At 66.0% G+C, this 13,864-nt stretch carries 5 protein-coding genes; 4 read left to right on the top strand and 1 reads right to left on the bottom strand.

The genetic code is table 11. The features are described from left to right. Positions 1 to 28: 28 nt before the first annotated feature. From ACQR1I_RS36630 to ACQR1I_RS36615, 4 genes are all read left to right on the top strand, one after another. On the top strand, positions 29 to 3,313 hold the full coding sequence (locus ACQR1I_RS36630; protein WP_434888989.1) for an AAA family ATPase: 3,285 nt from the start codon (positions 29 to 31) through the stop codon (positions 3,311 to 3,313). A 277-nt stretch (positions 3,314 to 3,590) separates the two neighbouring features. Continuing rightward, positions 3,591 to 10,379, top strand: coding sequence for an MBG domain-containing protein (locus ACQR1I_RS36625; RefSeq protein WP_434871164.1), 6,789 nt, complete (start codon positions 3,591 to 3,593; stop codon positions 10,377 to 10,379). 47 nt (positions 10,380 to 10,426) lie between these two features. Continuing rightward, positions 10,427 to 11,041, top strand: a complete 615-nt coding sequence (locus ACQR1I_RS36620; protein WP_434871165.1) for an invasion associated locus B family protein — start codon at positions 10,427 to 10,429, stop codon at positions 11,039 to 11,041. A 239-nt stretch (positions 11,042 to 11,280) separates the two neighbouring features. Beyond that, complete coding sequence (locus ACQR1I_RS36615; protein WP_434871166.1) at positions 11,281 to 13,062, top strand: ShlB/FhaC/HecB family hemolysin secretion/activation protein; 1,782 nt, start codon at positions 11,281 to 11,283, stop codon at positions 13,060 to 13,062. Between the two features lie 596 nt (positions 13,063 to 13,658). Here ACQR1I_RS36615 and ACQR1I_RS36610 read toward each other — a convergent pair. Then, positions 13,659 to 13,864 (bottom strand): hypothetical protein (locus tag ACQR1I_RS36610; RefSeq protein ID WP_434871167.1); only part of this gene is annotated, 206 nt, incomplete at its 5' end.

The following is a 13,864-nucleotide window of genomic DNA, read 5'->3' as shown; positions in this document are numbered from 1 at the left end:
GATCAAGACCGTGGCGCGACGCGGCTATGTGTTCGCGGCGCCGGTGTCGCTGTCATCGCCATCCGGCACCGCGAGCGAGCCGCCGGCCGGCTCGGCCGTTGCCGCGATCGATGCCGCGCGGCACCCCCCGGCGAAAGAAGGCTGGCGATCAGCCGGGGCCGGCGGGCTCGAACGGCGTGAGCTGACGATTCTCGCCGGTGAATGGGTCGACCTTGCCGCGCTGTCGGCCTCGCTGGATCCCGAGGACCTGCAAGTTGCGGTGGCCGACTGCTTCGATCGATGCACCGCGATCGCGGTCCGATATCACGGTCATGTCGCACGGAAGCTGGACGACGGCGTGCAGATCTACTTTGGCTATCCGCTTGCCGGCGAGCACGATGCGGAAAACGCGGTACGTGCCGGCCTCGACATGATTGCGGAGATGTCGATGTTGTCGGTCGGCGCGGGTGCGATGGATTCAGCAAGCCCGGCGCCGCGTATGCGTATCGGCGTCGCGAGCGGCATGGTGCTGATGGCCGAGAGGACCAGCCGCGAAGCGACGCAGCTCGACGCCGTGGGTGCGACGCCGCATCTTGCTAAACGGCTGATGGCGCAGGCTCCGACCGGCCGCGTGCTGATTGATGACCGAACGCGTCGGCTGGCCGGCGACTTGTTCGAATGCCGGGCTGCCAAGCCGGTGCAACTCGACAATGCCACGGAGCCGGTCGAGGCATGGCAGGTGGTGAATGCCAGCGAGGTCGACAGCCGCTTCGAGGCGCTGCGCGGGGCTGCGTTGGCGCCGTTGGTCGGGCGCCGCGTGGAGACCGAGCTGCTGCGCCGCGCGTGGCGACGCGCCGTTGGTGGCGACGGGCAGGTCGTGATGATCTCGGGCGAGCCGGGCATCGGCAAGTCCCGATTGGCCCGCGCGCAACTGGATCGGGTCGCAGGCGAACGTCACGCCGTCGTCCAGTATTCCTGCTCGCCGCAGCATTCGAGCAGTTCACTTTATCCGTTCATCCGCCAGCTCATGCGCGCGGCCGGCCTCATCGAAGCCGGCGAACCGTCGCGCCACCTGGACAGGCTCGATGCGCTGCTGGTGCAGTCGCGAGCCGATCAGCGGGCCCGGCTCGCCGAGTTGCTGGCGATCCCGGCGAACGACCGATATCCGCCGTTTCAGGGAACGCCTCAGGAGCGGCGTGACCACACGATCGGGTCGCTCATCAGCTACATCGAGAACGAGTCCCGGCGGCAGCCGTTGATCATCATTTTCGAGGATCTGCAATGGATCGATCCGAGCAGCCTGGAGGTGCTGGGCAGGATCATTCCCGGTCTGGCGCGCTTGCCCGTGCTGATGATGCTGACATTCCGTCCCGAATTCAAACCGCCCTGGACGAAGGCAGGGCATTTGACGCAGCTGGCATTGAATCGGCTGACCGCTGGTGAATGCCGGACGCTGATCGGCCAGATCGCGGGACCCGCACGATTGACCGACGAAGTGACCGAGCAACTCGTCACGCGGGGTGACGGCGTGCCGTTGTTCCTGGAGGAGCTGACTCGGGCAGCCACCGGGGCAGGCGTGCCGCCGTCACGTCCACGACCGGCGCCGACGGCTTCGCCGATGCCGGTGCCGCCGACGTTGTTGGGCTCGCTGCTCGCCCGCATCGACCGGCTCGGCCCAGCGCGGGAATTGGCGCAAGTCGGAGCCGTGATCGGGCGCGAGTTCTCCTCTGAACTCGTTGCCGCTGTCACCGGGTGGGAGGCAGGCAAGTTGAACGCGATGCTCGACCGGTTGGTCGAGAGCGGCCTCGTGACGCGGGATGCCGGACCACCGCATCTGACGTTCCTCTTCAGGCACGCGCTGGTCCAGGATGCTGCCTACGCCACGCTCCCGCGCGAGGCGCGGCGAGGGCTGCATCGGCGCGTGGCGGACGTGCTTCGTGTGCAGCAAGCCGATCTCGGCGGCACTCCGCCGGAGATCGTCGCGCGCCATCGCTTCGAGGCCGGATCTCTGCAGGACGCGGTCATGCTCTGGGGGCAGGCCGCCGACATTGCGACGCGGCGTGTTGCTCTCGAAGAGGCCATCGTGCATCTGCGCCAGGCGATCGAGGTGGCCGACGGTGCAGCTCGGACCGGCGCTGGCTGGGCCTCGAGCAGCCTTCGTGTCAGGCTGTACATCGCGCACGGTCAGGCCCTGCTGTGGGCGAGATCGATCGAGGAGACGGTCGAGGCATTTGCTCGCGCCCGCGAACTCGCCGCCGAGCTCGACGACCTGTCGGAGCGGCTCTCCACCTATTACGGGCTGTGGGCCAGCAGTCTGGTCTTTGCGCAAATCACCTATGCCGGCGAGACGGCCGACGCCTTCATGCGTGATGCAAGGAGCGGCGCACGGCCAGACGTGACTGCGGTTGCCCATCGGATCGTGGGCACGACGCTGTGGCACCGCGCCGACTTCTCTGGCGCCAGGGCTGAGCTCGAACAGGCCCTCGCGATCGGAGAACGCGGCCATGATCCGCGCTTCGGTCCCGATCTCGACGCGGCGGCCTCGATGATGCTGGCCGCGACGCTGTGGTGCGAGGGCGACCTCGATCGCGCGAGACGGCTGCGGGAGCACGCGGTTGCGCGCGCGACGGAAAGCGGGAACGTCCTGACGATGGTGTACGTCACGATGTACCATCTCATCATGGATCTGGTCCGCGGCCATGCAACGGCGGCTGCGCTGCGCTCCCCGCAGCATGTTGCGCTGTGCCGCGAGCACGGCCTGCGGCACATTGCATACGCCGAGGTCTGCCGCGCGGCATCGCGCTGGGGCACGGGCGAACGCGACGGCACGCTCGATGAGCTCAGGCGCGCCATCGACAAGCAGTGCGCCTACGGCCAGACGCTCGGTCTGCCCTGGTCGCTGTCGCTGCGTGCGCGGGCGGAATGTGAGGTCGGGCAGATCGAGGACGCTCTCCGCTCGATCGAGACGGCTCTGAAGACCGCGGAACAGGCCGGCGAACTCTGGTATGTCGCCGAACTGCATCGTCTGCACGGCGAGATCCTGCTGGCAAACGGTCCGGCCACAGCGGATGCAGGGGAGGGTGCGCTGCGGGCGGCGCTTCTCGCGGCGCAGCGGCAGCAAGCCCGAAGCTACACGCTGCGAGCGGCCTTTTCGCTTGCGCAACGGCTCGCCGGCACTGGACGTCGCGCCGAGGCCCATGCGGTGCTTGGGCCGGCGCTCGTCGGATTGTCAGCAAGTCCCGAGCTGCCCGAAATCGAACCCGCACTCGCTCTGCAGGCCAGCCTCGCGGCTGGTCTGCCGGCTCAGCCGAAGGGCCGGCAGACGGTTCAATAGGTGGCGAATTTTCCCGTGACGATTTTTTTGTACCGCCTCTTGCACGTCTTCGCACGAGGCGCGCCGGTCACGCGGCTGGCGCAATGGGCTTGATACGATACGGGAGCGGCAAATTTTGAGAGTTCTTTGAGGACTTCCGCCTGCTCCCAACTAAGTTGAATCGAGCCGCTCTCCCGAACGGCAGCCGAAGCTGTTTGCTGCGCACCAGTGGATTGCCGGTCAGGAGAACCGACTTGAACGTGCGGGCCGAGGGGCGTCTGCGTCTGGGGAGAGGTGCGTGCAGGGTACCCGATTGAGAACGCTGACGGCAGCTCTGCTGTCCTCGGTGGCCATCTTCAAAGTCCCAGCATCGGCCGATCCGCTGCCGACCGGTGGCACCGTGACTCAAGGTGCAGCGACGATCGGTGTCTCCGGTGCGAACAGCCTCGTGGTCACCCAGTCGAGCTCGAATGCGATCATCAACTGGTCGAGCTTCTCGATCGGCCAGAACTACCAGGTGCAGTTCAACAACGGCGCTGGCGCGACCCTCAACCGGGTGACCGGCAATGTGCCGTCCTCGATCGACGGCACGCTGACGGCGACCGGCAGCGTCTATCTGGTCAATCCGGCCGGCATCGTGGTCGGCCCGACCGGTGTGATCAAGACCGGAGGCAGCTTCGTAGGCTCCACGCTGGATATTCAGGATACCAATTTTCTCAATGGCGGCGAGCAGACCTTCGGCGGAACGAGCAAGGCCTCGGTGGTCAATCTCGGCAAGATCGGGTCTTCCCATGGCGACGTGGTGCTGATCGCTCGCCAAGTGCAGAACGACGGCGCGCTGTCGGCGAAGAACGGCACCGTGGCAATGGCCTCAGGCAGCGAGGTCGTGATCAGCGACGGCTCGCTTGGCAACGGCAAGGTCTCGGTGCGGCTGCCCGCGCAGGACGGCCTCGTCTTAAATCGAGGTGCCATCCGCGCCGCCGAAGTCGAGTTGCGGGCCAATGGCGGCAATGTCTATGCGCTGGCCGGCAATACGGGTGGCGTGGTCAAGGCGACTGGTGTGTCCCGCAAGGGCGGCCGGATCTTTCTGACCGCACAGGGCGGCTCGGTCGTCGCGACGCAGAAGCTCGTGGCACGACGTGTCACCTCGCCTTCCGCCACGACGACCAAGGCCGGCCGATCCTTCAGCGGGGGCGACATCGTCATCGAAGGCGACAGCGTGACCGTCGGCGGCCTGGTCGTCGCGCGCGGCCAGGACGGCTCCGGGGGCACGGTCGTGATCACGGGGGGCGACGTCCAACTCACGTCATCAGCCGCGATCGATGCCTCCGGCACCAGCGGCGGCACCGTGCTGATCGGCGGCGATCGCGGCGGCGGCGCCGATCCGGAGCTCAAATTCCTGGATCGTCCCGTGGCGAGCGCGCAGACCACGACCATCGATGCCGGCGCCACGGTCCTTGCCGACGGCACGAGCGGAACTGGCGGCCACGTCGTTGTCTGGTCGAACGGCCTGACGTCGCTCTCCGGCACGATCAGCGCCACAGGTGTCGGCGGCGGCTTCGTCGAAACTTCCGGACATGCGCTGGCCGTCACCGGACGCGTCGATGCAGGCAAAGGCGGCAACTGGCTGCTCGACCCGGATGATCTCGTCGTCGACGCGACGCTTGCCGCAAGCATCAGCGCTGCCCTCAATGCCGGCACCGACGTCACGGAACAGACGACGGTCTCGGGCAGCGGTGGTTCGGGCGACATTGCCGTCACCAGCGCAATCGGCTGGAGCGGCAACGCCAAGCTGACACTGAATGCCTATCGCAACGTCACGATCGCCGCGCCCGTCACGCTCGACTCCGGTACGCTCGCGCTGAATGCCGGCAGCAGCGGCAATGGCAGCGGCGCGGTCGCGATCAACAGCACGGTCAGCGTGACCGACGCCGGCAGCGTCGTGATCAACGCGCAGCCGATCGCGACGATCAGCTCGACCGGGTTGACCTTCGCGCAGGGCGCCTCGATCGACTACGGCGCCACCAACAAGGGCGGCACGTTCTCGCTCAACAGCCAGAGCTACACGCTGCTCTACGGCATGAGCGACGTCGAAGCCGTCAACAACAACCTCGCCGGCAATTATGCGCTGGCCACCAGCCTCGATGCCTCAGGCCGCACCTACAACATGGCGGTGATCGCGGGAATCCTCGGAATCTCGGCGCTGCCGACTCCTTTCAGCGGACAGCTCGATGGGCTCGGCCATGGCATCAGCAATCTCACCATCGACGGCGGCAACAACGCCTGGATCGGCCTGGTTGGCTATCTCACCGGCACGGTATCCAACATCAACGTCATCGGCGGCAGCGTCTCCGGCCTCGCTGATGTCGGCAGCCTGGTGGGAACCAACGACGGCCTGGTGCAGACCAGTACCAGCTCCGCGCGTGTCAGTGGAGACAGCGACATTGGCGGGCTGGTCGGCGTCAACGGGCTGATCAATCGTGGTACCGTCCAGGCCAGCATCAGCTCCGCGCGTGTCAGTGGAGACTTCGACATTGGCGGGCTGATCGGCGTCAATCATGGTACCGTCCAGGCCAGCATCGCATCAGGGACCGTCTCGGGTGATACCTTTGTCGGCGGCCTCGTTGGCAGGAATGCCGACACCGTACGGACCAGCAGCGCCACCGGTGCAGTCAGCGGCATCAACTTTGTCGGCGGACTGGCCGGGCGGGACGCGGGTGTGGTCCAGAGCAGCTATTGGGACAAGGACACCAGCGGGCAGACGACCAGCGCCGGCGGCACTGGCTTCACCACTCCGCAGCTGCAGAGCGGCGCGCTGCCATCCAGTCTCGATCCCACGCTGTGGGGAAGCGGCGCCGGGCTTTATCCTTATCTGAAGACGTTCTACCCGAACGGCGTGCAGGCGATCTCCGGCATCGCCTATCAGGACGGCGGCACCATTGCGCTGGCCTCGACCGCAAGCGGGGCCAACTTCGTCTCTGCCGCCGCCGGCGGGTCGACACTTGCGACCGTCTCGACCGGCGCCAACGGCTATTACTACGTCGCATTGCCGGGGGGCACGCTCGGCAACAATCAGGGCGTCGTCGTCTACACCACCGCCGGCTCTGGCCCGGGCGCCAAGAATGCCGTCAGCTTCACCACCACCGCCGCGACCGGTCCCGTCACGACGGTGCCCAGCCTCAACGTCTATGGCGGCTATCTCGGCATCACGACCGCGCAGACTGCGTTCTCCTCGGTGCAGATTGCAACGCCGAGCCAGATCGGCGGCATCGCCGGTGCCAGCAGCCCGGCAACGACCTTCGTGTCCGGACTTCCCACCTATCTCAGGGCGACCGGCGGCGGCTTCACCGTCGATCAGCCGCTCGATCTCACGAAGAGCCTCGTCATCGAGGCCACCACCGGCAATCTGACCGTTGCGGCTCCCGTTACGCTGGAGGGCGCCAACGCGCTGACGCTGACCGCCGATGCCGGCGCGGTCGCGATCAACAGCACGGTCAGCATCACTGGCGCCGGCAGCGTCGTGATCAACGCGCAGCCGATCGCGACGATCAGCTCGACCGGGTTGACCTTCGCGCAGGGCGCCTCGATCGATTATGGCTCGACCAACAAGGGCGGCACATTCTCGCTCAACGGCCAGAGCTACACGCTGCTCTACGGCATGAGCGACGTCGAAGCCGTCAACAGCAATCTCGCCGGCAACTATGCGCTGGCCACCAGCCTCGATGCTTCGGGCAAGACCTACACGACCGGTGTGATCGCAGGCGGCATCGGCCAGACGCCGCCCACTCCCTTCGGCGGCAGGCTCGACGGCCTCGGACACGGCATCAGCAATCTCACCATCGACGGCGGCAACAATGTCTGGGTCGGTCTGGTTGGCGATCTCACCGGCACGGTATCCAACATCAACGTCATCGGCGGCAGCGTCTCCGGCCTCGTTTTTGTCGGCAGCCTGGTTGGAGACAACAACGGCCTGGTGCAGACCAGCACCACCTCCGCGCGTGTCAGTGGAGACACCACCATTGGCGGGCTGATCGGCGTCAATCATGGGACCGTCCAGGCCAGCATCGCATCAGGGACCGTCTCGGGTGACACCAATATCGGCGGCCTCGTTGGCAGGAATGCCGGCACCGTGCGGACCAGCAGCGCCACCGGCGCAGTCAGCGGCATCAACCTTGTCGGCGGGCTGGTCGGAACCGACACCGGTGGCCTCGTCCAGAGCAGCTATTGGGACAAGGACACCACCGGGCAGGCCAGCAGTGCCGGCGGCACCGGCCTCACCACGGCGCAGCTGCAGAGCGGCCTGCTGCCATCCGGTCTCGATCCCACGCTGTGGGGAAGCGGCGCCGGGCTCTATCCCTATCTGAAGACGTTCTACCCGAACGGCGTGCAGGCGATCTCGGGCTTTGCCTATCAGGACGCCGGCACGACGGCGCTGGCCTCGACCGCAAGCGGGGCCAACTTCGTCTCCGCCGCCGCCGGCGGGTCGACGCTTGCGACCGTCTCGACCGGCGCCAACGGCTATTACTACGTCGCATTGCCGGGGGGCACGCTCGGCAACAATCAGGGCGTCGTCACCTATACGCGGGCCGGCAGCGGCCCCGGCGCCAGCGACGCCGTCAGCTTCACCACCGCCGCTGCCACCGGCGCCGTCACCACGCTGCCCAATCTCGATCTCCATGGCGGCTGGCGAATCGATCATGCCGGCGCGAGCACCAGCGCGTTGTCCGCTCTCGAAACGGCCTTCGCTGCGGCGGCCGGCAGCGCTTCGCCGGTTACGGGTCTCATCCTCCCCAACCGGCAGATCAGCTTTGCCAGCCCGACCTTCGCGCTCGACCAGGCCCTGTCCGTCACCGGCACGCTCGTGCTCGATGGCAGCGGCAGCTTGACCCAGACCGCGGGCTTGACTGCCGGCACGCTGGTGCTGCGCCAGGGCAGCTTCGATCTCAACGCGGCCAACCAGGTCGCCACCATCGCCGCGGATGCCGCCACGGTGAGTTTCAACGACGCGGCCAGCCTCTCCGTCGGCAGCAGCGGTCAACTGCCGGGTGGCAGTGCGATCGTCGGCGTGACTACGTCCGCTGCGGTGACCTTGACGACCTCGGGCGACCTCACCATCGCGAGCGGCGCCGGCATCACGGGGGCGAGCCCGGTGCTGTCGGCCGCGGGCGCCTTCATCAACGACCAGGGCAGCGGCGCGGTCACCGCGAGCTCCGGCCGGTGGCTGATCTATTCCAGCGCGCCGGCGCAGGACACGTTCGGCGGCCTGAACAGCGCCAATGACGCGATCTTCGGCCAGACGATCCAGTCGCTCCCTCCCGGCAGCGTCGGCCAGAGCGGCAATCGCTACGTCTTTGCCAACCATCCCGCGCTGACCGTGACCTCGCTCGATCTCGCCGACAAGACCTATGGCGACGTGGTGACGCTGGCCAATCCGGTCCTGGGGACGAACTACACCATTTCGGGATTCCCCGCTGCCGTCGCCGGTGCCTTCACGGTCGATACCAGCGCCGCTGCGGTCACCGGCGCGCCGGTGCTGACATCGGCTGGATTTGCGGCCACCGCCAACGCCGCGAGCTCGCCCTACACCATCCAGGTCGACGTGACCGGCATGAGCTCGGCGGCCGGCTACGCCTTCACGGCGTCGAACAGCGGTACAGTCAAGGTTGTACCCCGCGCGATCACGGTGTCGGCGGACGCGCAGAGCCGCGCCTATGGCGACGCCAATCCGACACTGACCTACGCCGTTGGTGGCGGAGGTCTCGTCAATGGCGATGTGCTGACCGGAGCGCTGGCCACGGCAGCGAACGCGACGAGCAACGTGGGCGCTTATGCGATCACCCAGGGCAGCCTCGTGGCATCCTCCAATTACGCGGTGACCTATGTCGGCGCGAACCTCCAGGTCACGCCGCGGTCGATCACGGTCGCCGCCGATGCGACGTCGCGGGCCTATGGCGATGCCAATCCCGCGCTGAGCTATACGGTCGGGGGCGCCGGCCTGGTCAATGGCGATACGCTGAACGGCGTGCTGGCGACCGCGGCCAACACGGCGAGCAACGTCGGCAGCTACGCCATCACGCAAGGCAGCCTCGCCGCGTCATCGAACTACGCGCTGACCTACGTTGGCGCCAACCTTCAGGTCACGCCGCGATCGATCACGGTCGCCGCGGATGCGACGTCGCGGGCGTACGGCGATGCCAATCCTGCGCTGAGCTATACGGTCGGGGGCGCCGGCCTGGTCAATGGCGACGCCTTGAGCGGGGCGCTGTCGACCGCAGCCAATGCCACGAGCAATGTCGGCGGCTACGCCATCACCCGGGGCAGCCTCGCCGCATCCTCGAACTACGCGCTGACCTTTACCGGCGCCAATCTGCAGGTGACGCCGCGCCTGCTCAACGGCACCGCCGTGATCGCGGGCATCGACAAGATCTACGACGCAAGTACCGCAGCAAGTGGCGGTTCTGCAGCGCTCACTGCCGCCAACAACCTCGTCAACGGCGACAGCGTATCCTTCTCCTACACGTCCGGCAGCTATGACAGCGTCAATGCCGGCGCACGGAGCGTGGCTGCGCTCACCGGCATGACGCTGAGCAGCGCCAATTACGCGATCGGCTCGCTGTCGGTCGCCGTGTCCGGCACCATCAGCCCGCGACCGATCACGGTCATGGCCAATGATCTGGGCAAGCTGGCCGGAGCGATCGATCCGCCGCTCACCTACACGATCAGCTCGGGTGGTCTCGTCGGCAATGACGCGCTGAGCGGTCAGCTCGCCCGGGCGCCGGGCGAGTTGCCGGGCGTCTACGCCATCAGCCGAGGGACGCTGTCGGCATCCTCGAACTACACGCTCACCTACCGCGGCGGCACTTTCACGGTCGTCCTTCCGCGCGATTTTCCGACCACTTTCGGCTCATATGCGCGGCCGATGCTGACGCGGCCAGCGTGGACCACCGCCAGCCTGACGCGAAGCCCGAACCAGGGTCGTTCCGGCCAGTCAAGGAGCACATGCATCTCCGGCCAGGGCAGCTGCCTCTGGTTGCCCCATGCGGACAACCGCGACCTCGGCCCCTACGTCAGATTTGCCGCGCCATGATCATGCGAAAGGACGTTTGGAATGACAGCCGAAGCGAATGCAGGACGATGACGACGTCGAATCTTCCCAGCCGGTCGAGGCGCAGAGCCGATCTTGGCGGATCGCAGCTCCGCCGGATCGCCCTGATCATGGTGAGTTGCCTGCTCCCTCAGATGGCTGCGGCTCAGCCCCCCAGTGACAAGACCGAGTCCCCACCGCCCCCGCCCGCGACCTTGCCGAGCGGCGCCAACGCGCTTCAGGAGACGTTTCAGGATTGGCAGGTGGCCTGTGCGCCGCAGGGCGGCGTGTCGCGCTGCGCGCTCTCGCAGCAACAAAGCGACCCGCAAAGCAAGCAGCGCGTGCTGCTGCTCACGCTGAGCGCGTCCGCGACGGACAGGGCAGAGGGCATCCTGGTCCTGCCATTCGGGCTCGCGCTCGACCCCGGCGTGACGCTGCAGGTCGATGACGGAGCGCTGCTGCCGACGCTCCGATTCCGCACCTGCCTGCCCGCAGGCTGCATCGTGCCGCTGAGCTTCGATGGCAAGGCAGTCACCGCCCTCCGCAAGGGCACGACGCTCAAGCTCAAGGTGACCGCGGCCGAGACCAGCAAGGAGATGACCTTGCCGATCTCGTTGAAAGGGTTTCCCGGCGCATTCGACCGCACCCTGGCGTTGTCACGTTGAATCCGGAGGTGAGAAGCGTGGGCGTGCCGAAGCGCGTCTGCTACCTGGCGGACGCAATCGTCGCGGTACTACAATTCATGCGCGCAAACTTTGTATCAGGAACGCCACACAGGCCACGAAAGCACGCGCCGCAAGGTTCGGTTAACCGGAAGCTTCTCGACCTGGCTCATCCTGCATCACTAACGTTGATTCGGATACTTGGCGCGAGGCAGATGATGGCCGCATGTGGAGCCGGCAGCTTGTCGCGGATATCGGCGTGCAGTCGTGCCAAGGCATTGATCGGGATTGCGATCCTGCTGGCCGGGTCGATGACGTACTCGGTCGCGCGTGCGCAGACGGCTGTCCCCACGGTCGAGCGCTATCTGCCGCCCGAGCCACCGCATCGCTCGCCGATCATCCGGATTGATCAGGATCTTCAGAAGTCCGATGATGCGAGCCCCCTTGGGGTCGACCTCAGGGGCATCTCCCTGACCGGCTCCGGCGCGATCGCGAAGAAGCCCAGAGCGTCCGGAATAGCCGTCGAGGGGATCGAAGGCATCGACGCGGCTGTGGTCGCCAGCAGGCTCGATCGCTACATCGGCCAGCCGCTGACGCGCAAGCTCATGTCCGAGATCCAGGCCGCGATTGCAGCCGCCTATCGCGAGGCAGGTCACCCGTTCGTCTCGATCACCGTTCCGCCCCAGGAGGTGACGACCGGCGTTCTTCAGCTCCGGGTCATTGCGTTCAAGGTGGGCAAAGTGGCCGTGAGCGGCGCGCCAGCTGCTGATTTCCCGCCGCAGCGCATCCGCACGTCGCCCGGAGAACTCGTCGATGCACGCCGGCTCGAGACCGACCTCGATTGGGCCAATCGCAACCCATTCAGGCAGGTCGAAGCGGTGTTCGGCCCTGGCAAGGATCTGGCCCAGACCAATCTGACGCTGCAGCAGACAGCCAGGCTGCCGTGGCAGGTGTTCGGTGGCTATGCCAACAGCGGCACGCGATTGACCGATCGCGATCGCGTCTTCGTCGGTGCTGCTGCTGCGCCGTTCACGTCCCTGTCCGCTCCTTACAACGACATCTATGCCTCGTTCCAGTTGACGAGCTCCAAGAACTTCTGGTCGGCCCAAGGCCAAGCCTTTGGTGACGTCGGCGAATCGAAATATTTCAGTCCCGCAGCCCGAGTCGTCATCCCGCTGGGCTGGCGCTCAAGCCTGGAGCTGACGGGCGACTTCGTGCAGACCAACGAGCGACCTTCCGAGCCTTTTCGCATCAGGACGCTCACGACCGAGGGCGCTGCGGTCTACCGCCAGGCGCTCTCCGATATCCTGCCATGGGGACGCGGCGATCTGCTCGGCGGCATCGAGCTGAAGCGGCAGAACCGGACAACCTTCTTCACCGGGGTCGATGTGGCCGACGGCCAGGCGGAGGTCGCGCAATGGTTGATCGGCTGGACCGGTCGCTGGACCGACGGACTTGGCAGCAACAGCTTCGAGATCAGGCTCAAGAGCAATCCCGGCGGCGTGCTCGGACATAATACGGCGGCCGATTGGAGCTTGTTCACCAACGGTCGCGTCAGCGATGTCCGAACCACCTTCGCGACCCTCAGCTACAACCGGATCACGCCGCTTGCCGACTGGTCGCTGAAGACCGACGTTCTGGCACTGGTGGCGGCGAGGCCGCTCCCCGATACGGAGCGCATCGGCCTCGGCGGCAACGACCTGGTGCGCGGCTATGTGACCGAGGACGGCACCGTCGACCAGGGCATCGTGATGCGAAACTCGCTGTATCTGCCCTCGTTCAGTCCGTCCCGACGGCCGGGCTTCAACGACACGCTGGCTCCGTTCCTGCTTGCCGATGTCGGCTGGGGCCGCGACGTCTTCTTCAACCGCAGCACCTCGCTGTCCTCGATCGGCCTCGGCTTCGACTATCGCATCGGCCCGAATTTCTCCTCGACCGTCACCGCCGCGACCGCGCTCTCCCCAGGACCCGACACGCCCTCCGGCGCCTGGCGCATCCAGGCCCGCGCCGTGCTCAGCTTCTGATGCGCGATCGAATTTGCGGTACTTGGTCCGTACTGCGCCCCAAATGTGAGTCGCCATTTCATGACTGCGGCGATGGCGCCGCTCAAGACGGCGGGCATGGTGCCGGTCGCCAACATTGCACAAGCTCGCCTACGAGACCCAGGCCGCACCTGCGGCGCGACGACGCCGGTTTCGTGCTTGATGTCAGCGGCGGTGAGTTGTCGGGCGTGATCTGCGCCCGTGGCGTCGGCGATCCGCGTGTCGTGGGGGAGGCAGCGTGACGAAGGTGTGTCGTTGGAAGATCGCCGTGCAGAGTGAACCCAAGGCCGATCAGCTTTGCCGAAGCGAACGAAGAAGATCGTCTCTCAAAAGGCCAGCTTCGCTATGAGCGTCGCGAGGCTCGTTCTCCCGGTCTTTGCTGGCAAACTCGATCACATTTGAAATCCCTGGCAATCCGGCCTTTGCTTTGATAAAATTGGGATTATATTCAACTCTTAAGAGTGAAGGCCGACCCTCATAGTTTGTTGGTGAGGCCAGATGACGAGATTGGGTCTCGATTACAATTTTGCGAGCTTGTCGATTTGCGACCTGCTCGAGGCTCGCGATGCGTACCGTTATCACCTTCTAAGCAAGGCCAATGTCGGTGACGGTGCATTCTTCGAAAAATAGCCCCGGCGGATCTGAATTTGCAAAGGTGTTTGATGAACCGCAGACAATATGGTGATCTGATTGCGCAGCGCCTCCACGCAGAGCGTCAGCGGATGAAGGCCGATTTTCAAGCTCATCCGATCCAGAGCTGCTTCATCGACAACCTTCTTCCCGA

It is taken from the genome of Bradyrhizobium sp. HKCCYLS2038, assembly GCF_051167655.1.
In the GTDB taxonomy this organism is placed as follows: domain Bacteria; phylum Pseudomonadota; class Alphaproteobacteria; order Rhizobiales; family Xanthobacteraceae; genus Bradyrhizobium.
The sequence above is the reverse complement of the archived record's forward strand: the minus strand, read 5'-3'. Positions and strand labels throughout refer to the sequence as shown.

Coding starts and splice junctions, on each gene's coding strand:
- ACQR1I_RS36620 (WP_434871165.1), top strand. CDS start 10,427: ATGACGACGTCGAATCTTCCCAGCCGGTCGAGGCGCAGAGCCGATCTT.